A 23,083-nucleotide genomic window follows, 5' to 3' on the forward strand; every position below is an offset into this window, starting at 1 on the left:
ATGTAAACGAGCCAGGCAACATCGCCTAAGCGAGCTCACTCGTCAGCACAGCCCGGAGTGTCTGGTAGGAATCTGTCGCGCTTGAGCAGGATTTGCAGTGCATCAATGGCGGGGGAGAGCTCCCGGCACAGTAGTTCGGCTCTGAAGGTCGGGCGCACCCAGTGCCGGCATCGTTCGAAGAGTGCATCGTTGAAATGAAGACGTAGCTTGAGCAGCGCGTTGCTCACCGCGGGCTGTGTGACCCCCAGCTTTTCAGCGGTTCGGCTAACGTTACGTTCCTGATAAATAACCAGGAAGGTGACCATTAGATTCAGATCAATCTCCGAGAACAGAGCCGTATCAACCTTTACGTCTGCTCGTTCCAGTGCTATCGCATCGCTGCCCATGTCAATCCCCCGTCTACCCCTTGATTAGTTGATCATCATCTTCGCCTCTACCCAGCAGTGGGTTTGAGGTGAAGGCAGAGGCCATCTGCACTTAAGTGAATGTATCATATTGCGGTATTATGCACCATAATGCGATAACTGGCGGACTGGCAAGAGGTGTAATCGTCAGGTTGCGGCACACGCGCAGAGGGAGGCTAAGGGTGTTCGCCGGGGCGAAAAGCGTAGTGTCGCGAAACAGCGAAGGGCTTCGGGGGGCGAGAAAAAATCCTTGCATGCTAGTATTTTAGCGTGGCAAATTGACCGCGACGCGATCGTCGCAATCGGGGCCGGAAGGCGGCATTTGACGTCACGGGCCCATGCATTTCGAGCGGTTTACCATCAGGGCCCCGACAGAGCGCCCCGGTGCATTGAACAAAAATAACGAGTGACTACAGAAAGTCACGCTGACTGGAGGTTAGTGACAATGCCTACAATGACGGCTGCACGACTGCATGAGATCGGTGGAACCTTCGTCCTGGACGAGATTCCCGTGCCCGAGCCTGGCGTACATGATGTGCTGGTCAAAGTCGAGGCGAGCGGCCTCATCCCCAATTTGAAGAATGTCACCACTCATTTTCCCGAGTGGTATCCGTTTTTGCCATTGCCCAAGCTTCCAGCTGTATTTGGCCTCGATACAGCGGGGACAGTCACATCCGTGGGGTCAGGGGTTACATCCTTCAAACCCGGTGATCGAGTCTACGTCAATCCAGGCATCGGTTGCGGTGAGTGCCGCTTCTGTCGTCAGGGCGAAACCCCGCGGTGCGATTCTTACACCTTCCTGGGATATTTTGGTTTTGGACCTGGCTCCCAAGCGCTCTTCGAGAAGTACCCTCATGCTGGATACAGCCGATTTATGGTCGCACCGGTTACTTCGCTCGTTCGGCTGCCAGCCCTGCTGAGTTACCGACAGGCGACCCGATTCGGTTACTTGGGAACGGCCTACTCCGCCCTGCGAAAATCCAACCTGCGCTCAGGTCAGAGTATCTTGATACTCGGTGCTTCGGGCACCTTGGGGGTTGGTTCGACGCTGCTTGCACTTGCGTTCGGTGCGGCAAAGGTGGTCGTCGCCGCGCGCGATGAACAGGCACTGGCCAAGCTGAAAGCGCTTGATCCGAGGCGAGTGGAAACAGTCCGGATCATCTCCGACCGTGTCAGCCACCTGGTTCTGGAGAAAGTGCCTGGTGGTGTGGATGTAATGCTCGACACATTAGGTGCCAAAGCTCCTGCAGCGTTGTCTGTAGACGCAATGAGTGCAATGGTGCGCGGTGGTCGCATCGTCCAGATCGGTGGCGTTGCCGGACCGATTCCTATCGAGCCTCATCCTTTCATGTGCGCCCAACTTCACTACATCGGGTCGTTATGGTTCACCACTGCCGAGGCCGACGAGATGGTCCAGCTGGTCGAGTCAGGGTTGCTGGATATGACGTTCTTTGAAGAGCGGAATTACCCGCTCGCGTCGTTGAATGAAGCGTTGGCAGATATTGCGGCTGATGGTGATGGCTTCATCAATTTCACGATCAATCACGGCTGAGCATTCAGCTGGCAAGATGTGGCGTCGCACCAGGTTTGCTGCCGGGCGCGCCTCATTGGGGATGATGTCACCACTGGGGTGCCCCCCCTGGCTAGGGAAGGGCGACGGATGGAAATCCGAATCTGACAAAGAGCTTGCATGCTAGTATTTAAGCGAGCAAGATTAAGCCAACAACAAAAATATGGTGCAGCATGAAAACATCTTTCAATGCCCTGTACATCCACCCTCCATTCTCTTGCGATGATCGGGCCGGCCTGTGCCTGGTGATACGCGATGCCGCTCATGGCTGTTGTCTGGGCCGCTCGCTTCAGCAGTTCCGACACCTATTCCGTTGATTTCCCACTGCATCTGCCTATGGCGGATGTATTTGCGCGCGCTCTCAATAAGGATAAAACCATGAGCAAAATGCAAGCTGCACGACTCCATGAAGTCGGCCCAACATTCACCATCGATCAGATCGATATTCCATCGTGTGGTGCCAATGATGTCCTTGTGGAGGTCAAGGCCTGTAACGTGGTGCCTAATCTACGTAACGTTATTGAGCGTTATCCAACCTGGTTCCCGTACCTGCCGCTGCCCAAGCTACCTGCAATTTACGGTTTGGACGCGGCGGGTGTGGTGAAAGCTGTGGGTTCTCATGTCCATGGCGTGAAGCCGGGTGACAGAGTGTACGTAAACCCTGGGCGTAGTTGCGGCTCATGCCATGCTTGCCTGCGCGGTGAACATCTGAATTGCACAGCGTTCACCTTCCAGGGGTACTTCGGCTTCGGGCCTGGCTCGCAGCGTGTTTTCGAGGATTATCCCTACGGAGGATTCTGCGAATACATGACGGCGCCTGTTGGTGGTCTGGTCAAGCTCCCTGAGTCCATCACTTTTGAACAGGGTTGCCGCTTTGGGTACCTGGGGACTGCGTATTCTGCGTTGAAAAAAGCCAACGTGGGAGCGGGGCAGACAGTCCTGATCAACGGGGCAACCGGTACGTTGGGGTTGGGTGCAGTCATGCTGGCGTTGGCCATGGGCGCCACGAAAGTCTTGGGCATGGCCCGCAACAAGACGCTGCTGGAGCGCGTCCGGCAAATAGACCCGTCACGTGTATACGTGCTTTCCATTGGCGATGAGCCGATTGAAGAGTGGGTTCAGGGGCATACCGGCAGTCTGGGAGCGGATGTATTCATCGACGCAGTCGGCCCAGGCGCGCCACATCAAATCAGCGTGTCCGGGATTCAAGCCTTGCGGCGTGGTGGTCGGATGGTCGATATCGGCGGCATGTCCGAGGATTTGCCGCTGCCTATGTTCAAGTTGATGTGCTTCCAGATAAGCGTCATTGGCTCGCTGTGGTTCTCCGTTGCAGAAGGGCAGGACATGGCCGAAATGGCCGCGGCCGGCACGCTTGATCTCACGATTTTCGATCAGGAAGTGTTCCCGTTATCCCAGGTCAACGAAGCTTTGGACGCACTTGAAGACCGCAAGGGCGGGTTTACCAACGTGGTTGTAACCCCCGGCCGTTAATGGAATCGGCGCCACCGAGCGGTGGCGCCATCTCAGACGTATAAGGTTGAAAAACAATGAGCATTAGACGTGTTGTTACAGGAACGGTGGATGGGCGATCGGTAATCGTTAGCGACGGGCCAGTGCCAAGGCGCCATGACTATCGGCATGTTCCGGGGTTCTCCAGTGCGCTGGTATGGGCAACCTCGCCCGGAGGCAGCGCCACCGTCAGCGTCGATCCCGTGTCGCCGCAAACGTCCTACGTTCCAGGTGCGGGTGGGACCACCCTGGCAATCGTGACATTTCCGCCCGACACCGTCTTTGCCTCAGACGCCTTCGATCCGTCGGCAGCTTTCGCCGAGCAGCAGGCACACCTGACGGGACTGGTCGATCATTTCGACCCTGAACGCCCCGGCATGCACGCAACGCCAACGGTTGATTACGGTATCGTCCTTGATGGCACTATTTCGTTGGAGCTGGATGACGGCGCCATGGTCGAATTGGCGCAGCACAGTGTGGTTATTCAACGTGGCACTGTGCACGCTTGGAGAAATACTGGCAGTAAACCTGCGACTCTGGCTTTTGTGCTGATAAGCGCGGAGTAATCTGTCGCCCAACCGGTCATACGTCCGAACAATCCACATAAGATAACAAAAAAGTGAGATTGAATATGAACACTCGTGCCTACGTGTGCTTGTTGCTGTCTGTCGTATCGTATACAAATTTCAGCTGTGCTACGGAGAATGGAGATACGACGTGGCCACTTGGTGTTCAAACAGTTGTTCCCGCATTGATGCCGCCGCCCGGAGGTACAGAATTTTACAGTTACACTGTGTACTACCATGCTGACAGTTACAAAGGCAATTCTGGGCGCTCGGCGATTCCTGGCTTTAAGCTGGATAACTTTGTGCAGGCACTCAGGCTTGTCCATACCTGGAATTACCAGACTGACTCGGGTGTACAGTTTACCAGTGGCTTGATTGGCACGGGCGGACACATCAAAGTGGAGGCGGGGGGGCAGTCAGATGAAAAAACAGGTATGCGGCAGGCCTACATAACGCCACTGAATGTTCTTTACTCCCCTACGCCTCAACTGCATCTGTTAGGGGGGGTGAGCGTCTTTACGCCGATCGGTGGGTATGACAAACGTGATCTGGCCAACACCACCCCGAACTACACTACCTATATTTCCGAGTTCGCCCTGACCTGGTTTCCTCACCCCAACTGGGAGGTGTCGCTTGCTCCGACCTTTTCGGTCAATCAGCGAAACAAGGACACCGACTATCGATCGGGAAACGTCTTCAACGTTGACTACATGGTCGGCTACCGGTTCGACTCCATGCCTAAACTCCAGTTTGGCGTTGCCGGTTATTACACGAAGCAGGTAACAGATGACGACATTGACGGAACGGACTTGCCAAATGGTAATCGGCTGGAAAAATTTGCCGTAGGGCCGCAGTTGTTTTACTCCTTCACACAGTCCGCAGGTGTAGTGCTGAAATGGCTGCATGAAACCAATGTAAAAAATGGACCGATGGGTGACTCGGTCTGGTTGGAGGCCGCGTTTCCTCTGTAGCCTAATAACCGCCACGCGCTTAGGCGGTGGCGGTAACTTCCGCGAATGTGGCGGACTGCAATGCTTCAACCACGTGTCGAGAGACACTGTCGATATGCCGCATTGCCGCAGTTCTGCAAACGTCACTGTTGCGAGTCATCAATGCAGCAATAATCTCATCGTGCTCTTCCGTGACGTTGTCGAGATGAGCGGAAAAGCCACAACTCTGAACGATAAAAAAGTCAGAGAGCTCAAAGTTTGCCAATTGCCTAGTTGAAACGATCGGTGAGCGTGCCATCGCATGGAGGAGACGGTGAAAATCAACATTCAGATTCCGGTAACTTTCTGCGGCGTCACTGTGCTCCGGGCGGATATTAGCGATTTTTTCGTTCAGTTCTTTCATTCGCGCGACTTCCGCTGGCGTACCGCGCTCAGCGGCAAGGCCTGCGATCAACCCCTCGGTGTTGGCAAACATTTTATAGAAGTCAGCAACTTCGTCGGCGCTTGGTTGGACGACCTGGCAGCCGACCTGAGCAATAATTTGCACGAACCCGCGCTCCTGAAGGCTGTTAAGCGCCGTCATGATCGGTTGTCTGCTGACCCCGGTGGATTCGCCAATCTCCTTGACCAGGATTTTTTCACCAAAGAGATACCTGCGACTCAGCAGGCGCTGCAGAATTTCCTGATAGATAGCAACTTTCTTGTTTGGGGTATGCATAGGGATTCGGATTATGTGGTGGGGCGTAGTGTATTTGGGTTTCGGGAAAGCACTGCAGGGGCAGCGGCGGGAGGGCACAAGAGACGTGTGGCCTATACCGATGACGCCTTGCACCGGGCCCGCCGATGCAGCACAAACGGATGATGGATAACCCTACATGCTAGCATGTATACCCGAAAAAGCGCTAGCCTCCAAGCATTTTCCTGTGTCGCGGGCGGTGCTGACCCTGCGGTCACTCGTCATTGGTAATGGCCGCACTCGCTTATCCCACAGGGCAAAACGCCACGTGTCATCAGTAGTAAATCTAGCCGGGGCCTCGGCCCTCTTTATAAAAATAAAATGAGAGTTGAACCATGCCAGTATCCCCGTCCAAAGCAGTTTCGCTGCTTCTTCCGTTCGCATGCTCGGCAGCAACACTGAGTTATGCTGGCAGTTTCATCGATGACAGCAAGGCAACTCTTACCCTGCGTAATTACTATTTTGACAGGGATTATAAAGGCGTCACGCCGCAGAATGCAGCACGTGAGTGGGCGCAGGGCGGGATTTTGAAGATAGTGTCCGGATTTACCCCCGGCCTAGTGGGCTTTGGTCTGGATGCCACGGGGATGCTCGGCATCAAGCTGGACTCCGCCCCTGATCGTTCTGGTACGGGTTTGTTGCCACGCAACGCAACCAGCAAGCGGGCATCAGACGAATATTCGGAGCTCGGCTTGACCGCCAAAGCGAAGATCTCGAAAACGGAATTGCAGATAGGCACTATCTCCACATTCCTACCGATCGCATTTGCCAGCCCAACTAGGTTGCTGCCTCAAACCTTCCGCGGTGCATACCTTCGCTCTGCCGACCTTGACCAATTCAGCCTACATGTTGGCTACCTGGATAGGATTAACTATCGTGATTCTACAGATTATCAACGGATGAGCGTTGCGTCACCCAATCGACGCTTTTTGGCCACGGCGGAGTCGGATAAGTTTCTATTTGCCGGCGGTGATTACCAGGTGTCGCAGGCGCTGACGCTTAAATATTATTATGCAAGCCTGGACAATATCTACACCAAGAACTATGCCGGTTTCGAACATAACATGGCTGTTGGTTACGGCAAGCTCAAAACTGACTTTCGCTACTATTTGACCGAAGAAAACGGGGCGGCAAAGGCGGGGCCTGTCGACAATAGAAACGCAGGCGTTATGTTCACGTACTCCCTGCAAGCACACACATTTGGCATGGGTTACATGCGTCTGGACGGTAATACGGCCATGCCCTATCTTGCGGGTACTGAGCCATTAGTCGTCAGTGAAGGTTTTCTAAGCTCGGAATTCTTAAATCCCAAAGAGCACTCCTGGCAGGTTCTGTATAGCTACGATTTTGCGGCTCAGGGCATGCCAGGACTAAAAGCCACCGCACGGTACATCAAGGGTGACCACATTGATCTACCGTCGCTGGGGGGGGATGGTCTTACGGAAAGTGAACGATACCTTGAGCTCTCGTACGCCTTTCAAGGCAGCCTGAAAGGTTTTACTGTGCGGCTTCGAAATTCGCTTTATTTGAATGATTTTTCAACTGCCGCCAGTATGCGTGACGATAATGAAACCCGGGTCAATATCGATTACACGGTCAGCCTCTGGTAAACACGCGGCGTAGATAAGGTGAGGGCAGAACTCTGAGGACATGCCTGGATACTTATCGAATAACCAGATATTGAAGCGCATCTCCAAACGAATATTGTGTTCTGTTTGATGGTTGACGCCTTCCTGATCGAGGCTTAGCTTGCATGCTAGCATTCCAATAAAAATGGCCGCATTCGCAGCCCCAGACAATGCCCTTAGGGCGGTGCAAACCGGAGGTTTAAATGAACCAAGTTCGATTAATCGACAGTGACAATTGCCAGGATGGGGCCAGCAATGCTTTCGCGGCCACGACCGGAGCTGATGTATTGGCTGCTGGGCTGCGTCGACACGGCGTAACCCATGTATTCGGTCAGAGCATTCCCGCCGCATTCTTTGTAGTGGCTCATCACTACGGTATCCGCCAGATTGGCTACCGCACCGAAAGCGCCGGAGGCGCCATGGCTGACGCCTACGCCCGGGTTACAGGCAAGGTAGGCGTTGTCGCCGCGCAGAATGGTCCAGCGGCAACCTTACTGGTCGCTCCCTTGGCCGAAGCGCTTAAAGCTTCGGTTCCCATCGTGGCGATTGTTCAGGACGTGCCGACCAGCATGACTGATCGCAACGCGTTCCAAGAGTTTGATCACCTGGGCCTCTTCCAGTCCTGCGCCAAATGGGTGAAGCGGTTGACCGAAGTCTCGCGACTGGATGATTACATCGACCAGGCATTCACTGCTGCTGCCAGTGGGCGACCAGGGCCGGCAGTGCTGATTTTGCCGATGGACCTGTTGCGTAAAGCGGCTGTATCGAACACCGCGCGCACCTCCAACCTGGGCGGCTACCCGCTTGATCGGTTCGCCCCTTCCGCCGATGCCATCAGCAATGCCGCCAGGCTGCTGATCGCCGCGAAACGGCCGATCATCGTAGCGGGTGGAGGCGTGCATCTGTCCGGTGCCACTGCCAGCCTCAATGAGCTGAGCGACCTGTGCGGTATTCCTGTTGCCACGACCAATATGGGCAAGGGAAGTGTGGATGAAACCGGTGCGCTTTCGCTGGGCGTTTTTGGTAACTGCATGGGGCCCGGTACTCCAGGGCATGAGTTGGGGTATTTTCTGACAGATGCAGATGTGGTGGTGCTGGTAGGCACCCGGACGAATCAGAACGGCACTGACTCTTGGAAGGCTGTACCTACCGGCGCCACCATCATCCACATCGACATTGATCCAATGGAGCTAGGGCGCAATTACGATTGCGTTAGGCTGTTGGGTGATGCGCGGTTGACCCTGGCTGCATTGGTCGACGAATTACGGCATCACGATTTCAGTGCGAACGTCGAGCATCGTGCTGCAGTGACGAAGCAGATTGAGCAGAGCGGACCCTTGGTGGTGGCCGCGCGCACGGCAATCGGTGTCGGTCGTAAAGGTGCACTACGTCCCGAAGCGTTGATGGCCGAGCTCAACAAGATCCTGAAACCAGACGATATCGTTGTCGCTGACGCCAGTTATTCCACCAACTGGGTCACCAGTTTTCTGACCTCGCGGCGCGCGGGTTCGCGCTTCCTGACCCCCCGCGGGCTCGCTGGGTTGGGTTGGGGGTTCCCAATGGCGTTGGGTGCCAAAGTGGGGGCACCTGGCGCGCGGGTGTTCGCCATCGAGGGCGACGGTGGGTTTGGTCACTGCTGGTCGGAGCTTGAAACGGCACGGCGAATGAACATTCCAGTCGTTCTGATCGTGCTCAACAACAGCATTCTTGGCTATGAATTGCACGCCGAGCATGTTCACTACGGCGTACACACGGATGCGTGCCGATTTGCATCTGTCGATCACGCGGCTATTGCTCGTGCCACTGGCTGCTGGGCTGAAACCGTCGATAGTCCGGAACATCTTGCGGGTGCAATTCAGCGCGCGCTCGCCGCGGGCGTACCGGCTGTGCTGGATGTAATGATCGATCCGAACGCATTCCCGCCTTTGTCGCTATTTGGTGGTGACATCAACCCTGGTAGTGACGAGTTCCTGGAAGTCGGAGGGCTGTCATGAGCAGGCATTGGAAGAGCGTGTGTTGGGTGACCGGTGCTTCGAGCGGAATAGGCCTGGCAATTGCCGAGGCACTGGTGGCCGACGACCATTTTGTCGTGATCTCCGCACGGGGAGAGCCCGCGTTGGCGGACGCGCTCGAGCGTCTGCATGCTATTGGTCCCAACGCCGCTGCAGTGAGCGTCGACGTCACCTCTTTTGATGCGGTGAAAAATGCGGCGGCTTTCATTGAAGCACAATACGGCGCGGTCACCATCCTGGTGGCCAACGCAGGCATGAATGTGGCCAGCCGTGCATGGGGCGAGCTGTCGAGCACTGATTTTGATCAAGTCACGCAGATCAATTTGAGCGGCGTTTATTACACGATCGATGCCGTGCTGCCAGCCATGCGGCAGCGCAAAGGCGGCGTCGTCATCAACATTGCCTCTTGGGCCGGCCGATTCGTCTCTGCCAAGCCCGGGCCGTCCTACAGCGCTGCGAAAGCGGCGGTCATTGCGCTGACCACTAGCTTGAATGCTTCGGAATTCAAGCATGGCATCCGCGCCTGCGCAGTGTCTCCGGCGGAGGTTGCTACACCCGCAATGATGCGTCGCAAAGTCCCGCCGAGCGAGGCGGCGCTACGCCAGATGCTCAAGCCCGAGGATATAGCTGCGGCAGTGCGGTTCGTGGCCAGCATGCCCGCCCATGTCTGCATCAATGAACTGGTTATCTCGCCAGTCTGGAATGGTGCTTTCGGGGCCCCCCAGTTGTAAAAGGACGACAAACAAAAGCAGGAGGACTAATGAATAACCCTACTAAGGGGCTCACGGGCAGCATCGTTGCAATCGTGACGCCCATGCGAGAAGACAAGAGCATTGATTTTGAAGCGCTGGCGCGGTTGATCGAATGGCATGTGCGGGAGGGGACCCAGGGCATTTGCGTCGCGGGCACTACCGGAGAATCAGCCACGCTCAACGTGGAGGAACACACCCAGGTGTGCGCCTTCACCGTTGCCCAGGTTAGTGGACGTGTTCCTGTCATTGCCGGCGCAGGTGCGAACTCGACGAGTGAGGCGGTCGAGTTGACGCAAATGGCGAAAGGAATCGGCGCGAGCGCCACGCTTCAAGTGGCACCGTACTACGTGCGCCCGACCCAGGAGGGGCTTTACCAGCATTTCACGCGGATCGCCGAAGCAGTGGATTTGCCGCTCTTGCTGTACAACGTGCCTGCGCGTACCGGCGTCGATATTGAGCTCGCTACCACGCTGCGCTTGGCAAAGGTTGGCGGGGTGGCAGGGGTCAAGGACGCCACGGGCAGTATCGAGCGAGCGTCGGAGATTTTGCACGCTCGCCCCAATGGGTTTGGTTTGTATTCCGGTGACGATGCAACTGCCGCAGCGTTGATGCTGCTAGGGGGGGAGGGGACCATTAGCGTCACTGCCAATGTCGCGCCTACCCTGATGGCCAGGCTCTGTGAAGCAGCGCGTTCAGGCGATGCAAGGGCTGCTGCACGTTTGCATTTGCAGTTGATGCCGCTGCACAAAAGCTTGTTCATCGAAAGCAGTCCGTCCCCCACAAAATGGGCATTGGCGCAGCTGGAAAAGATCGAAGCCCACTGTCGGCTCCCTTTGCTGTCGCTCTCGGAAACCGCCCAGCCACTAGTGTTACGCGCCATGCAGGAAGCCGGTTTATTTACGCCCCGATAGTCCAATTTGAAATCCATCGCCAAGAATAATGACTGGAGTCAATTTGATGATTGTTGAAATGAGAACCTACACCCTGTTACCAGGAAAACTCCGCGAATGGCTGCCGTTTTTCGAGCGGGAACGCTTTCCAATTCAGCAGAAGCACCTTGGGACATTGGTGGGCTATTACGTCACTGACACTGGCGAACTCAACCAGATTGTCCAGCTCTGGGCGTATGAGAATTACGCGGACCGCGAGGCCCGCCGTGCGGCCTTGTGGTCGGATCCCGAGTGGACCGACCCTGCTAAATCCACCATCAACGTCATGCAAAAACAGGAGAGCAAAATCCTTCTCCCTACACGTTTCTCCCCGCGCCACTCCTAGACGCATCGGCGTTACACGTCGGAACCCTTTCGTGACAAGAGGGCAAGAACATGGAGCTTAAAGCATTAGGTTATCTGGGTGTCGACACCACCGATCTTGATGGTTGGCGAGCTTACGGCTCCAGGTTTCTGGGGTTGCAGCTGACTGACAGCGTGAGCGATTCAATGGCGTTTCGAATGGACGACCGGCGTCAGCGTCTGACGGTCAGCAATGCCAATCGTAATGGGCTGGGGTTTATGGGGTGGGAGGTGACCGATGCCTTACACCTGGATCGGTTTGCCGCACGACTGGAAAAAGCGCACGTCAAGATTTCCAGAGGATCCCGGGCGCTCTGCGAGCAGCGTCAGGTTCGCGATCTTGTTGTCTTCGCTGATCCGGTAGGTAATCGGCTTGAGGTGTATCACGGGCTGGCCGATGCGGGCACGCCTTTCACACCCGGGCGGACGATGTCCGGTTTCCGCACCGGGGACATGGGTATCGGCCATGTAGTGCTAACCGTACCCAATGCCGCGCAGATCCTGCCTTTCTATCGAGACCTTTTGGGCTTTCGATTGAGTGATTACTTCGAACGGCCGTTCAAGGCGGTCTTCATGCACCTGAACCAGCGCCACCATAGCCTTGCGATCCTGGAAACGGGAGAAGTGGGCATCCATCACCTGATGTTCGAAACGCTTAGCCTGGATGATGTGGGTCAGGCTTATGACCTTGCATTGGTCGACGAAGGGCGGATCGCCACAACGTTGGGGCGGCACACCAACGACCAAGTGGTTTCGTTTTACGCCAAGAGCCCATCAGGCTTTTTGGTCGAGTGTGGTTGGGGCGGGTTAGCGATCAACCCTGAGACGTGGCAGCCCTACGAGGTTGTTCATGGTCCCAGTTTCTGGGGGCACGACCGCAATTGGCTTCCGCCTGAAGGGCAGGAAGACGCACGACGTATTCGCATGGCGGCTGCACAGAATGGTGCGCGCGCAAACGTAAACGTTATCGAAGGTTTATTTAACGTCACCAAATGCTGACCAGAACAGCTTTTGGTACGACATAAAACGCTGGAAATGTAACTCCGCTTCCAATAACAACATGGAGAATACTTATGCAAGATGTTATGCGCGCTGCTCGCCTGCATGATATTGGCTCGGCGATGACAGTTGACGAGATCCCTATTCCGACACCCGATAGCGATGAGGTGCTCGTTCGTGTTGAAGCCTGCGGCGTTGTGCCAAACCTGGGAAATGTCATCAAGAATTATCCGACATGGTTCCCGGATTTGCCCTTGCCCAAACTCCCCGCCATCTTCGGCCTGGATTCAGCCGGAACCGTAGTGGCCGTGGGTAAGCGAGTCTTCAACTTCATGGAAGGCGACCGAGTGTATGTTAACCCGGCGCGCTTCTGCGGTTCATGCCGTAGCTGCCGCAGTGACGATGCGCTGAGTTGTGAGCGGTTCGGGTACTCGGGGTATTTCGGCTTTTCGCCTGCGGCTAACGACCTGCTCCGCCACCACCCCTACGGCGGATTTGCACAATTCATGTCGGCCCCGCAGTACAGCCTGGTCAAGCTACCTGCCAACGTTAGCTTTGATCAGGCGGCTCGATTCGGCTACCTCGGTACGGCCTACGCCGCATTGAGGCGAGGAAATGCCGGGCCGGGCATGACGGTTCTAGTGAATGGTGCGACGGGTACCCTAGGGCTTGGGGCTGTGCTGCTGGCGCTGGCGCTGGGCGTTACCCGGGTCCTGGCCGTGGCCCGTGACGTGGACCTGCTGGAGACCGTTCGCAGGTTGGCTCCGCAGCGAATTGACACATTCTCCACTACTGGTACGCAGTCACTGCAGCAGTGGGCATACGACACCACCAGCGGTGCGGGTGTTGATCTGGTGGTCGATACCTTGGGCCCGGGCGCGCCGGCCAGCGCGGTCACCGATGCTATTGATTGTCTGCATCGTGGCGCGCAGGCCGTTCACGTAGGCGGGGTATCGGAGCTGGTGCCAATGAACCTGTTCAAGCTGATGGCGGCGCAGGTCCAATGGCTGGGGTCAAATTGGTTTACGGCGGGGCAAGGTCAGGATCTGGCCGACATGGCGGAGCGGGGCCTCCTCGATCTGTCGGTTTATGAAACCACGGCATTTAGCCTGGACCAGATCAACGAAGCCCTTTCATCCATTGCAGGGAGGCACGGCGGCTTCAGCAATTTCGTGATCAAGCCGCAGTTATAGAGTGACGCAGGCTAGGCAGGTCCCCTGTTCGGCGATATACGGGGCCTGTGTAGCCTAGCGAGCGCTGCTGCTCCGCGCAGGGTATTGGGGTCTTCTCAATTAGACGGAAGGCTAATGCGTGCCAGGGAAAATGCACTTGCATGCTAGCATGTGAGGGCGCATGATGATCTCACCAACAACAACAGCGTACGCATAACGACGTGCTTCCAACCATGGCGATGCCAGGAGGGGCAGATCTGTGCAGCCCGCAAGCGCCGCAGTCAGTCCCAAGCCGTCGGTATTGTGCGTCGAGCGTTCTCCGGAACGCTCCAGCGCAACACAAGGTGTATGGATATGAGTGTTCTTTTGCATTGTCTCTCGCACACCCCTTTGGTCGGCCTGGTCGATCCACCCTTGGATGTACTTGCCGAAATAGATGCAGAAATTGCCAGCGCTCGTGAGCGAATTGCCGCATTTGATCCCGAGTTGGTCATCCTCTTCGCTCCAGACCACTACAACGGCTTTTTCTACGATGTGATGCCTGCTTTTTGCGTCGGCATCGCGGCTGAGGCGCTGGGTGATTTCGGATCAGAAGCAGGCGTTATCTCGGTCCCCCAAGACTTGGCTGAGCAATGCGCCAGTGCTGTGCTCAATGCTGGTGTGGATGTCGCCGTTTCATACCGTATGCAAGTAGATCATGGGTTCGCCCAGCCGCTGGAATTGCTTCTAGGAGGGCTGAGCAATCGCCCAACCATCCCCGTCTTCATTAATTGCCTCGCTAAACCGATGCCCAGCTTTCAGCGCGTGCGGTTGTTGGGCGAGGCAGTAGGTCGTTTTGCCCAGGGTCTGAATAAGCGCGTCCTGGTGCTTGGTTCCGGCGGGCTTTCCCACCAGCCGCCTGTCCCGGAGCTCGCAACCGCCAACCCGTTAATGAGGGACCGCCTGCTGGGTAGTGGACGGAACCTGACGGCTAACGAGCGTGACGCGCGTACGCAGCGGGTTATTGACGCAGCGCACTTGTTCATTGAAGACCAGAACTCCCTTCACCCATTGAACCCCGAATGGGACCAGTACTTTCTCGACGTGCTCCAAGCAGGGCATATCGGAGAACTGGATGGCGTGGCGAACGATGACCTTTCTGCCATCGCAGGGAAGTCCACCCATGAAGTCAAGGCCTGGGTCGCAGCGTTTGCAGCGCTGTCGGCGTTTGGCCCGTACACCACCAGCGATCGATATTACCGGCCTATCCCTGAGTGGATCGCAGGCTTCGGCGCGCTTAGCGGGTCTACCACCGAGCGCTGATAGCCCGGGCCTGATTCGCTAGCCGTACATTCGGCTTCTGAGCTTCCTATCCTCTCAACAATCGAAGGAACACGAGATGAATACTGCCAAGCACACATTTACCGATGCCAATACCAGTAAGTTCGTGCATATCAAAGAAGGCGACCTTGATCTTCAGCTTCACTACAACGAAGCGGGCGAGGGTGCTGAGACCATCATCATGCTGCACGGTTCTGGTCCTGGTGCCAGCGGCTGGGCCAACTTCAACCGCAACATCGACCATTTTGTGGACGCAGGTTATCGCGTCATCCTGCTAGACGTACCTGGCTGGAGCAAAAGCGATCCCATCGTTTGCACAGGCTCGCGGTCGCAGCTCAATGCAACCGCCTTGAAAGGGTTCGTCAATGCACTGGGCCTGGATCGCGTTCACCTCATCGGCAACTCCATGGGCGCCCACGCGGTGGTTGCGTTTGCGTTGGAGAACCCTGAGCGACTGGGCAAGCTGGTATTGATGGGCGGTGGTACCGGCGGTGCCAGTTCCTTTGTTCCGATGCCGACCGAAGGCATCAAGTTGATCCAGGGCCTGTACCGCGACCCTACCATCGAAAATCTGAAGAAGATGATGAAGGTGTTCGTTTATGACAGCAGCTCCATGACCGAGGAGCTCTTTCAGGGCCGCCTGGACAACATGTTGAGCCGCCGTGAGCACCTGGAAAACTTCGTGAAAAGCATTGATGCCAACCCTAAGCAGTTTCCTGATGTTGGTCATCGATTGGGCGAGATCAAAGCCCAGACCTTTGTTATCTGGGGCCGGAACGATCGCTTCGTGCCAATGGACACTGGCCTGCGCTTGATTGCCGGCATACCGAACTCAGAGCTCCATGTCTTCAATGCCTGCGGTCACTGGGCCCAGTGGGAGCACGCGGAGAAGTTCAACCGACTGGTCCTGGATTTCCTGACTCACTGATTCGCCGTCAGCGCAGCCCGCTGATGCATCGCCCTGCACAGGCGATGCATCAGGCCCTAGTCATTTTCTGATTCAAGAGGCAAGCATGAACACTCAATTGCAGCAGCTCGAGCGTCTCGCATCCGCATTGCGCGAGGCAGAAATCACCGGAGCGGCAATTCCCCCCTTACGTGATGAGATCGGCGAGGACAACCGGTCGGCCGCCTACACCATCCAGCGTCTGAACGTTGCCCACGCAACCGCCCAAGGCCGGCGTGTAGTGGGGCGCAAAATCGGCCTGACCAACAAGAAAGTGCAGGCTCAGTTGGGCGTGGATCAGCCAGATTTCGGGACGCTGTTTGCAGACATGTGCTTCGGTGACAACGAAACGGTGCCGGTCAATAGCGTCCTGCAGCCGAAGATCGAGGCAGAGATTGCGCTGATCCTTGAGGCGGACCTGCCTCGCGCGGACACCAGCTTTGCTGACGTACTGGCAGCCACAGGCTGGGTAGTTCCAGCCCTCGAAATTGTCGGTAGCCGGGTTCAAGGCTGGAACATCCGCTTTGTGGACACCGTGGCGGACAACGCCTCCAGTGGCTGTTTCGTTCTGGGCGGCCCGGCGCGGCGACTCGACGGTGTGGATCTTCGCGAAGCCACCATGCACATGACTCGCAACGGGGAGGAAGTGTCATCGGGTAGCGGCGCCCAGTGCCTGGGGCACCCGCTCAATGCGGCGGTCTGGCTTGCCCGGACGATGGCCAAACTTGGTGAACCGCTCAAGGCAGGGGACATTATCCTGACCGGTGCCCTCGGCCCAATGGCTCCGGTGGCCGCAGGTGATCGCTTCGAGGCGAATATCAGCGGGATTGGCAAGGTGGCGGTGGAATTTAGCGCCGAGTAAGCGAACGCATGCGAGCACACAGAGAACAACAACATGAAAAAACTTAAAGTCGCCATCATCGGTTCGGGCAACATCGGTACCGACCTCATGATCAAAATCATGCGCAATGCCAAGCATCTGGAGATGGGCGCGATGGTAGGCATCGATCCCGCATCCGATGGCCTGGCCCGTGCGTCTCGCCTGGGCGTGGAAGTCACCCACGAGGGGGTTGAGGGGCTGACCCGCTTGCCTATTTTCTCTGAAATTGACTTCGTTTTTGATGCGACCAGCGCAGGGGCGCACGTCAAGAACGATGCGTTTTTGCGAAGCGTGAAGCCAGGCATTCGCCTGGTTGACCTGACGCCCGCGGCCATTGGCCCGTACTGCATCCCGGTGGTGAACCTGGAACAGAACCTGCGCGCTTTGAACGTCAACATGGTGACGTGCGGCGGTCAGGCAACTATTCCGATGGTGGCTGCGGTGTCACGTGTTGCTAAAGTGCATTACGCAGAAATCATCGCCTCTATCGCCAGTAAGTCGGCAGGTCCGGGAACGCGGGCCAACATTGACGAATTTACCGAAACCACCTCCCAGGCAATCGAGGCGGTCGGTGGTGCTGCTCGCGGCAAAGCCATCATCGTGATGAATCCGGCCGAACCCCCGTTGATGATGCGCGACACCGTGTTCGTGCTCTCCGAAGCCGCAGACCAGGCAAAAGTCGAAGCCTCGGTTGAGGAAATGGCCGCGGCCGTTCAAGCCTATGTCCCGGGCTATCGCCTCAAGCAGAAAGTGCAATTTGACGTCATCCCCGAAGACGCACCGCTCAACATTCCAGGGCTGGGCAAGTTCTCGGGGTTGAAGACCTCGATATTCCTTGAGGTTGAAGGCGCCGCCCACTACCTGCCGTCCTATGCCGGCAACCTCGACATCATGACGTCTGCTGCGCTGGCTACTGCAGAGCGCATGGCACAGTCGATGAACAACGCCTGAGGAGATTTGTCATGACCGTTGATGCAAACAAAAAGCTCTACATTTCTGACGTGACGCTCCGTGACGGCAGCCACGCGATACGTCATCAGTATTCCATTCAAAACGTTCAGGACATTGCCCGCGCACTTGACCTGGCCAAAGTCGATTCGATCGAGGTCGCCCACGGCGATGGGTTGCAGGGTTCGAGCTTCAACTATGGCTTTGCCGCCCATACTGACCTTGAGTGGATCGAAGCGGCAGCGGATGTTATCAGCCACGCCAAAATCGCTACGCTGCTGCTTCCTGGCATCGGCACGGTCCATGACCTGAAGGCTGCGTACAACGCTGGCGCTCGTGTGGTGCGTGTCGCTACCCACTGTACCGAGGCGGATGTCTCCAAACAGCATATCGAGTTTGCCCGCGAACTGGGTATGGACACTGTGGGCTTTCTGATGATGAGCCACATGATTGCACCCGAGAAATTGGCAGAGCAAGCCAAACTCATGGAAAGCTACGGGGCCACTTGTGTCTACATGGCTGACTCGGGTGGCGCCATGAACATGCAGGACATTCGTGATCGTTTCCGTGCTTTCAAGGCGCTCCTCAAGCCTGAAACCCAGACGGGGATGCATGCGCACCACAACCTCAGTCTCGGTGTCGCTAACTCGATCACTGCCGTGGAAGAGGGGTGTGACCGCATCGATGCCAGCTTGGCGGGTATGGGTGCCGGTGCAGGTAACGCTCCGCTGGAGGTGTTTATCGCCGCTGCTGAGCGCCTGGGCTGGAACCATGGCACCGACCTCTACACGCTAATGGATGCTGCCGATGACATTGTCCGTCCGTTACAGGATCGCCCGGTGCGGGTCGATCGCGAGACCCTTGCCTTGGGCTACGCAGGCGTCTACTCCAGCTTCCTGCGCCACTCAGAGGTAGCGGCGAAGAAGTATGGCCTCAAGACTATCGACATCCTGGTCGAGTTGGGCAAGCGCCGCATGGTCGGTGGCCAAGAAGACATGATCGTCGACGTCGCCTTGGATCTTCTCAAGCGCTGACGCGCTGCTACGCTGGCCGTCCGCAAGACGGCCAGTTGCGCTGTTGCCCCGTTTACAACAATAACAATAGGTCAATGCCATGTACGCACATTCGGTATTCCCCATGGGTGGGAGAGCGTTTGCCCGCCTGTCTAATAGCTTTCTCAATGTCAGCGCCGTCATCCGACTAACTCGGGTAGGGGGGGAAAGCAAATGAACGCTTCGACAATCATGACCTCCCGCGCCCGCATGGCCACGACTATCGCGCTTTGCTTCCTAGTGGCACTGATGGAGGGATTGGACCTTCAAGCGCCCGGCATCGCTGCTCAAGGGATGATGGCAGCCTTTGCGATGGACAAGCTCCACATGGGCTGGGTCTTCAGCGCCGGTATTCTGGGCATGTTGCCCGGTGCTTTCCTGGGTGGCCGCCTGGCGGATCGATGGGGTCGGAAAAAAGTGCTGATGGGGTCAGTGGCACTTTTTGGGATCTTCTCATTGGTAACGGCCGTGGCATGGAATTATGAAAGCCTTGTCCTCGCACGCTTTCTGACTGGCGCAGGCCTTGGGGCATCGCTGCCTAATCTCATTGCTTTGACGTCCGAGGTGGCCGGCCCAAAACTAAAGGGAACGGCGGTCAGCATGATGTATTGCGGGGTGCCCCTGGGAGCCGCTTGCGCAGCGCTGATCGGTGCCTTGGGCAGTGGGGTCGGTTGGCAGTTGGTCTTCTACGTCGGGGGCATCGTCCCTCTGTTGATCGTTCCAATGCTGGGGCTTTTTCTGCTGGAATCCCAGGCTTTCGCTGACGCCTCAGGCACCCGGATAGCCGTAGGCGAATTACTGTTCAAGGCGCCGAATGCCAAACCGACGTTGCTTCTGTGGACCAGCTTTTTCTTCACCTTGATGGTGACTTACATACTGATCAACTGGTTGCCCAGCCTGCTGGTTGCGCAAGGTTTCACGGGTAAGGACGCGAGCTGGATCGTGCTGTCGATGCAGGTTGGTGCGACGCTGGGGACATTGCTGCTTGGTTCTCTTATGGACAGGCTGCCTACCTGGGTGATGGCCTTGATCATTTACCTCGGCATACTTGTCGCGCTGGCTGGGTTGTATCTGTGCCAGACCTTGCCCGCCATGTTGGTAGCCGGCTTTGTCGCGGGTATCTTTACCACCGGGGGGCAGAGCGTGCTGTATGCCTTGGCCCCGGGCTTTTATCCCGCGCGCGGGCGCGCAACGGGCGTGGGGAGCGCTGTTGCAGTAGGGCGGCTGGGAGCGATGACGGGGCCACTGGTGGTGGGCAAGATGCTTGCCTTGGGTACCGGCACTGCGGGAGTCATGTTGGCCTGCGCCCCCGGCATCGTTGTGGCCGCTGCCGCGCTGTGCTGCTTGTCCATGCTCAAGCGCGGCGTCATGGACAATTACAATTCCCCTGACGGCGGTACGCCTATTGCTGCACTGGGCGAAAGGTGAGGAGCCAGAGCATAAAGTCGATTTACGCTTAAAAACTTGCATGCTAGCATGCAAGCTCATGGATTCTACTGGGACAAATCGCCGCACCCTTGGTTGATGATGCCGCTCCCCAGGCAGTCAACCAGATGAAGCCAGAAGATAAATACAAATCTGTCTTTGATGGAGACAACAATAATGAACGATTCCAAGCATTTCGATACCGACGTCCTGGTGATTGGTACCGGGCCTGCCGGCGCCACTGCCGCACTGGCACTTGCCACTTATGGCGTGCGAGTTCGTGTCATCACGATGTTCAACTACCTGGCTAATTCCCCCCGCGCGCACATCACCAACCAGCGCGCCATGGAGGTGTTTCGCGACCTGGGCATAGAAGAAATGGTCCGTAAAGTTGCCACCCCCTGGGAAGACATGGGCGACACGCTGATCACTACCAGCCTCGTTGGGGAAGAGCTAGCCCGCATGAGAACCTGGGGCTCTGGAGAGGCGCGCAAGGGTGACTACATCAAGGGCAGTCCGTGCCCGATGGCGGACATCATTCAACCGCTGATGGAGCCTATCTTGGTGCAGCACGCTGCGGAGCGGGGCGCACAGTTTTCGTTCAATACCGAGTACCTGAGTCATGTTCAGGATGACGACGGCGTCACTTCAACGCTCAAGGATGTACTCACCGGGCGTGAGTACACTGTACGGTCGCGTTTCCTTGTCGGCGCCGATGGCGCCCGCTCCAAAGTCGCCGAGCACATTGAGCTTCCTATCGAAGGCGAGATGGCGCGCGCCGGCACTGCTTATGTCATCTTCAACGCCGATCTGAGTCGTTACGTAGCGCATCGCCCTAGTGTATTGCAGTGGATCGCCAACCCGGTAGCGGGATTCGGCGAAATCGGCCTTGGATTGCTCAGGGCTGTACGCCCGTGGAATCAATGGATTGCCGGCTGGGGATTCGACATGTCCAAAGGCGAGCCAGATTTTACCCCCGAGCATGTACTCCAGCGCATCCGGACGTTGGTCGGCGATCCAGAGCTGGAAGTCGAGATCGAAAAGAACTCTACCTGGTACGTCAACCAGGCTTACGCCAACTATTATTCGAAAGGGCGTGTTCATTGCGCCGGGGACGCCGTGCACCGGCATCCGCCTTCAAGTGGGCTTGGTTCCAACACATCTGTCCAGGACGGCTTCAACCTGGCCTGGAAGCTGGCGTATGTGATCAAAGGCTATGCTGGCCCAGGCCTGCTGGAATCCTACTCGTTGGAACGCCAGCCGGTCGGCAAGCAGATCGTCAAACGGGCGAACCAATCCCGAGCAGATTACGCCCCTTTCAAAGAATGCTTCCGCATGAACCAGGGCGTCGACACCATTGAGCAACTCGTACAGCGCGTGCGTGACCCGTCTCCGGAAGGCGTCAAGACGCGACAGCTGCTGCAAGAGGCCCTGGAGCTCAAGGACTATGAGTTCAATGCACAGGGCGTCGAGCTGAATCAGCGCTACGAGTCCAAGGCGGTTGTGGTTGACCAGGCTGCGGGTGAAGAAGTCTGGGGCCAGGACAAGCAGCTGTTTCTCCAGGCCACTACGCGCCCCGGTGCGAAAATTCCCCACGCGTGGCTGGTGGACAAGAATGGCCTGCGTACTTCAACGCTTGACGTAACCGGGAAAGGAAAATTCTCGCTTGTAACTGGGCTCGCGGGGCAGGCATGGGTGCACGCCGCGCGGGAACTGAACCTTCCTTTCCTTCGCACGGTAGTGGTTGGCGAGCCAGGCACTGCCGATGCGTATTTCGATTGGCAGCGAGCCCGGGAAGTCCATGAGGCCGGCGCAATTCTCGTAAGACCCGACGGCTATATCGCCTGGCGCCAATCGGACGCCGTATGGAGCGACGGGGATGCTCTCGGTCAACTGCGCATCGCTATTGAAGCAGTGTTGGACATCCATAAGTGACACCGAATGGGCGCCGAAATAAGGCGCCCTTTTGGGTGGGCTTGTCCGATGCCGACGCAGAAGATTCCGTCTATGGGCTGGTCTGCCTCAGCGCACAGCGAAAGGAGAGCGATATGAAATTGGTAAGTTTTGAGATAGACAGCAAAGCAAGCTACGGCGTCATTGTTGGCGAGCACGTTTATGACCTAGGGGCCCGGTTGAAGAATCGCTACAGCGATCTCAAGCACTTGATTGAAGTTGATGGCTTTGCAGACGCTGCTCTGCAAATAGACAAAGGCACACCGGAATACCGTTTGAGCGACCTCAAGCTTTTGCCGGTCATTCCAGCCCCGACGCAGATTTTTTGCGTAGGCCTTAATTATGCAGACCACGTCGCGTAAACGAATCGGCAGACTACCGAACAGCCCATGATTTTCCTGCGCGTTCCTGCCTCTCAGGTAGGCCATGGGCAACCATTGGTACGCCCGGGTGAGTCTGAGAAATTCGACTACGAGGGCGAAATAGCTGTGATCATCGGTAAAGGGGGTCGTCGGATCAGCGAAGCTGATACATGGAACCACATTGCTGGCTACGCCTGCTACAACGATGGATCGATCAGGTACTGGCAGTTGCATACAGCGCAGTGGGGACCTGGAAAAAACTTCTACCGGACGGGTGGGTTTGGCCCTTGGTTGGATACCGCAGACGACATTCCCGCCGATATCAAAATGACTCTGATTACTCGTGTGAATGGCGTTGAAGTTCAGCGCGCTGACACTTCACAGCTCATTCACAGCATTCCGAAGTTAATAGCGTACATTTCCACTTTTTCACCGCTGACCGCCGGCGATGTGATAGTCACCGGGACACCGGGAGGCATTGGTTTAAAACGTACTCCCCCGTTGTTTCTAAAGCACGGCGATGTGGTCGAGGTCGAAGTCGACCATATTGGCACTTTGATCAATACGGTGGTAGATGAGCGCTGATCTTGGGCAGATCAGCCGCAGG

The 23,083-nt window shown here is 56.7% G+C and carries 20 protein-coding genes and 1 pseudogene; 19 read left to right on the forward strand and 2 right to left on the reverse strand.

Annotated elements, in window-relative coordinates:
• Positions 1–35 precede the first annotated feature (35 nt).
• The gene (locus RAM80_RS31175; RefSeq protein WP_416427743.1) at positions 36–386 is read right to left on the reverse strand and encodes a LysR family transcriptional regulator; all 351 of its coding nucleotides are present in this window, start codon (positions 384–386) and stop codon (positions 36–38) included.
• A gap of 463 nt (positions 387–849) precedes the next feature.
• Between RAM80_RS31175 and RAM80_RS31180 the strand changes: the two genes are divergently transcribed.
• The 4 genes from RAM80_RS31180 to RAM80_RS31195 all read left to right on the forward strand — a co-directional run bounded on the left by RAM80_RS31180 (position 850) and on the right by RAM80_RS31195 (position 5,020).
• A complete protein-coding gene (locus RAM80_RS31180; protein WP_416427744.1) occupies positions 850–1,956 on the forward strand; it encodes an alcohol dehydrogenase catalytic domain-containing protein in 1,107 nt (368 codons plus the stop codon).
• Positions 1,957–2,352: 396 nt separating this feature from the next.
• A complete protein-coding gene (locus RAM80_RS31185; RefSeq protein WP_416427808.1) occupies positions 2,353–3,465 on the forward strand; it encodes an alcohol dehydrogenase catalytic domain-containing protein in 1,113 nt (370 codons plus the stop codon).
• Positions 3,466–3,521: 56 nt separating this feature from the next.
• A complete protein-coding gene (locus RAM80_RS31190; protein ID WP_416427745.1) occupies positions 3,522–4,049 on the forward strand; it encodes a cupin domain-containing protein in 528 nt (175 codons plus the stop codon).
• A gap of 65 nt (positions 4,050–4,114) precedes the next feature.
• Positions 4,115–5,020, forward strand: coding sequence for a SphA family protein (locus tag RAM80_RS31195; protein WP_416427746.1), 906 nt, complete (start codon positions 4,115–4,117; stop codon positions 5,018–5,020).
• A gap of 19 nt (positions 5,021–5,039) precedes the next feature.
• Here RAM80_RS31195 and RAM80_RS31200 read toward each other — a convergent pair whose 3' ends face one another.
• Positions 5,040–5,717, reverse strand: coding sequence for a GntR family transcriptional regulator (locus tag RAM80_RS31200; RefSeq protein WP_416427747.1), 678 nt, complete (start codon positions 5,715–5,717; stop codon positions 5,040–5,042).
• A gap of 353 nt (positions 5,718–6,070) precedes the next feature.
• On the opposite strand from RAM80_RS31200, the gene RAM80_RS31205 reads away from it, so the two are divergent.
• The 15 genes and pseudogenes from RAM80_RS31205 to RAM80_RS31275 all read left to right on the forward strand — a co-directional run bounded on the left by RAM80_RS31205 (position 6,071) and on the right by RAM80_RS31275 (position 23,061).
• Positions 6,071–7,345: an OprD family porin gene (locus tag RAM80_RS31205; RefSeq protein WP_416427748.1), complete on the forward strand. Its 1,275-nt coding sequence runs from the start codon at positions 6,071–6,073 to the stop codon at positions 7,343–7,345.
• A 221-nt stretch (positions 7,346–7,566) separates the two neighbouring features.
• Positions 7,567–9,357: an acetolactate synthase catalytic subunit gene (locus tag RAM80_RS31210; RefSeq protein ID WP_416427749.1), complete on the forward strand. Its 1,791-nt coding sequence runs from the start codon at positions 7,567–7,569 to the stop codon at positions 9,355–9,357.
• Positions 9,354–10,106: an SDR family oxidoreductase gene (locus tag RAM80_RS31215; protein ID WP_416427750.1), complete on the forward strand. Its 753-nt coding sequence runs from the start codon at positions 9,354–9,356 to the stop codon at positions 10,104–10,106. The genes RAM80_RS31210 and RAM80_RS31215 overlap by 4 nt, the downstream gene beginning before the upstream one ends.
• Positions 10,107–10,135: 29 nt before the next feature.
• Complete coding sequence (gene dapA / locus RAM80_RS31220) at positions 10,136–11,038, forward strand: 4-hydroxy-tetrahydrodipicolinate synthase (protein WP_416427751.1); 903 nt, start codon at positions 10,136–10,138, stop codon at positions 11,036–11,038.
• Positions 11,039–11,084: 46 nt separating this feature from the next.
• Positions 11,085–11,402 carry an NIPSNAP family protein gene (locus tag RAM80_RS31225; RefSeq protein ID WP_416427752.1) on the forward strand — a complete coding sequence of 106 codons (318 nt, stop codon included), beginning with the start codon at positions 11,085–11,087 and terminating at the stop codon, positions 11,400–11,402.
• A 50-nt stretch (positions 11,403–11,452) separates the two neighbouring features.
• Entirely contained in the window at positions 11,453–12,418 is a 966-nt protein-coding gene (locus RAM80_RS31230) for a VOC family protein (protein ID WP_416427754.1), read from the forward strand.
• Positions 12,419–12,492: 74 nt separating this feature from the next.
• Positions 12,493–13,611, forward strand: a complete 1,119-nt coding sequence (locus RAM80_RS31235; protein ID WP_416427756.1) for an alcohol dehydrogenase catalytic domain-containing protein — start codon at positions 12,493–12,495, stop codon at positions 13,609–13,611.
• 333 nt (positions 13,612–13,944) lie between these two features.
• Complete coding sequence (locus RAM80_RS31240) at positions 13,945–14,892, forward strand: 3-carboxyethylcatechol 2,3-dioxygenase (protein WP_416427757.1); 948 nt, start codon at positions 13,945–13,947, stop codon at positions 14,890–14,892.
• 76 nt (positions 14,893–14,968) lie between these two features.
• On the forward strand, positions 14,969–15,838 hold the full coding sequence (locus RAM80_RS31245) for an alpha/beta fold hydrolase (RefSeq protein WP_416427758.1): 870 nt from the start codon (positions 14,969–14,971) through the stop codon (positions 15,836–15,838).
• Between the two features lie 85 nt (positions 15,839–15,923).
• A complete protein-coding gene (mhpD, locus tag RAM80_RS31250; protein ID WP_416427759.1) occupies positions 15,924–16,718 on the forward strand; it encodes a 2-keto-4-pentenoate hydratase in 795 nt (264 codons plus the stop codon).
• Between the two features lie 33 nt (positions 16,719–16,751).
• On the forward strand, positions 16,752–17,687 hold the full coding sequence (locus tag RAM80_RS31255) for an acetaldehyde dehydrogenase (acetylating) (protein WP_416427760.1): 936 nt from the start codon (positions 16,752–16,754) through the stop codon (positions 17,685–17,687).
• Between the two features lie 11 nt (positions 17,688–17,698).
• Complete coding sequence (gene dmpG / locus RAM80_RS31260; protein ID WP_416427761.1) at positions 17,699–18,718, forward strand: 4-hydroxy-2-oxovalerate aldolase; 1,020 nt, start codon at positions 17,699–17,701, stop codon at positions 18,716–18,718.
• A gap of 192 nt (positions 18,719–18,910) precedes the next feature.
• On the forward strand, positions 18,911–20,164 hold the full coding sequence (gene mhpT, locus RAM80_RS31265) for a 3-(3-hydroxy-phenyl)propionate transporter MhpT (RefSeq protein ID WP_416427762.1): 1,254 nt from the start codon (positions 18,911–18,913) through the stop codon (positions 20,162–20,164).
• Between the two features lie 174 nt (positions 20,165–20,338).
• Positions 20,339–22,096: an FAD-dependent oxidoreductase gene (locus tag RAM80_RS31270; RefSeq protein ID WP_416427763.1), complete on the forward strand. Its 1,758-nt coding sequence runs from the start codon at positions 20,339–20,341 to the stop codon at positions 22,094–22,096.
• Between the two features lie 113 nt (positions 22,097–22,209).
• Positions 22,210–23,061, forward strand: a pseudogene (locus RAM80_RS31275) (fumarylacetoacetate hydrolase family protein).
• The last annotated feature ends 22 nt before the right edge of the window (positions 23,062–23,083 follow it).

Origin of the sequence: Pseudomonas sp. App30, assembly GCF_047947025.1 — a bacterium.
In the GTDB taxonomy this organism is placed as follows: domain Bacteria; phylum Pseudomonadota; class Gammaproteobacteria; order Pseudomonadales; family Pseudomonadaceae; genus Aquipseudomonas.

What these genes read in the sequence shown, in the direction of transcription:
- RAM80_RS31225 (WP_416427752.1), top strand. Translation starts at nt 11,085, where the DNA reads ATGATTGTTGAAATGAGAACCTACACCCTGTTACCAGGAAAACTCCGC.
- RAM80_RS31175 (WP_416427743.1), bottom strand. Translation starts at nt 386, where the DNA reads ATGGGCAGCGATGCGATAGCACTGGAACGAGCAGACGTAAAGGTTGAT.
- mhpD (WP_416427759.1), top strand. Translation starts at nt 15,924, where the DNA reads ATGAACACTCAATTGCAGCAGCTCGAGCGTCTCGCATCCGCATTGCGC.
- RAM80_RS31215 (WP_416427750.1), top strand. Translation starts at nt 9,354, where the DNA reads ATGAGCAGGCATTGGAAGAGCGTGTGTTGGGTGACCGGTGCTTCGAGC.
- dapA (WP_416427751.1), top strand. Translation starts at nt 10,136, where the DNA reads ATGAATAACCCTACTAAGGGGCTCACGGGCAGCATCGTTGCAATCGTG.
- RAM80_RS31255 (WP_416427760.1), top strand. Translation starts at nt 16,752, where the DNA reads ATGAAAAAACTTAAAGTCGCCATCATCGGTTCGGGCAACATCGGTACC.
- mhpT (WP_416427762.1), top strand. Translation starts at nt 18,911, where the DNA reads ATGAACGCTTCGACAATCATGACCTCCCGCGCCCGCATGGCCACGACT.
- RAM80_RS31205 (WP_416427748.1), top strand. Translation starts at nt 6,071, where the DNA reads ATGCCAGTATCCCCGTCCAAAGCAGTTTCGCTGCTTCTTCCGTTCGCA.
- RAM80_RS31185 (WP_416427808.1), top strand. Translation starts at nt 2,353, where the DNA reads ATGAGCAAAATGCAAGCTGCACGACTCCATGAAGTCGGCCCAACATTC.
- RAM80_RS31230 (WP_416427754.1), top strand. Translation starts at nt 11,453, where the DNA reads ATGGAGCTTAAAGCATTAGGTTATCTGGGTGTCGACACCACCGATCTT.
- RAM80_RS31195 (WP_416427746.1), top strand. Translation starts at nt 4,115, where the DNA reads ATGAACACTCGTGCCTACGTGTGCTTGTTGCTGTCTGTCGTATCGTAT.
- RAM80_RS31235 (WP_416427756.1), top strand. Translation starts at nt 12,493, where the DNA reads ATGCAAGATGTTATGCGCGCTGCTCGCCTGCATGATATTGGCTCGGCG.
- RAM80_RS31210 (WP_416427749.1), top strand. Translation starts at nt 7,567, where the DNA reads ATGAACCAAGTTCGATTAATCGACAGTGACAATTGCCAGGATGGGGCC.
- RAM80_RS31190 (WP_416427745.1), top strand. Translation starts at nt 3,522, where the DNA reads ATGAGCATTAGACGTGTTGTTACAGGAACGGTGGATGGGCGATCGGTA.
- RAM80_RS31245 (WP_416427758.1), top strand. Translation starts at nt 14,969, where the DNA reads ATGAATACTGCCAAGCACACATTTACCGATGCCAATACCAGTAAGTTC.
- RAM80_RS31240 (WP_416427757.1), top strand. Translation starts at nt 13,945, where the DNA reads ATGAGTGTTCTTTTGCATTGTCTCTCGCACACCCCTTTGGTCGGCCTG.
- RAM80_RS31270 (WP_416427763.1), top strand. Translation starts at nt 20,339, where the DNA reads ATGAACGATTCCAAGCATTTCGATACCGACGTCCTGGTGATTGGTACC.
- RAM80_RS31200 (WP_416427747.1), bottom strand. Translation starts at nt 5,717, where the DNA reads ATGCATACCCCAAACAAGAAAGTTGCTATCTATCAGGAAATTCTGCAG.
- dmpG (WP_416427761.1), top strand. Translation starts at nt 17,699, where the DNA reads ATGACCGTTGATGCAAACAAAAAGCTCTACATTTCTGACGTGACGCTC.
- RAM80_RS31180 (WP_416427744.1), top strand. Translation starts at nt 850, where the DNA reads ATGCCTACAATGACGGCTGCACGACTGCATGAGATCGGTGGAACCTTC.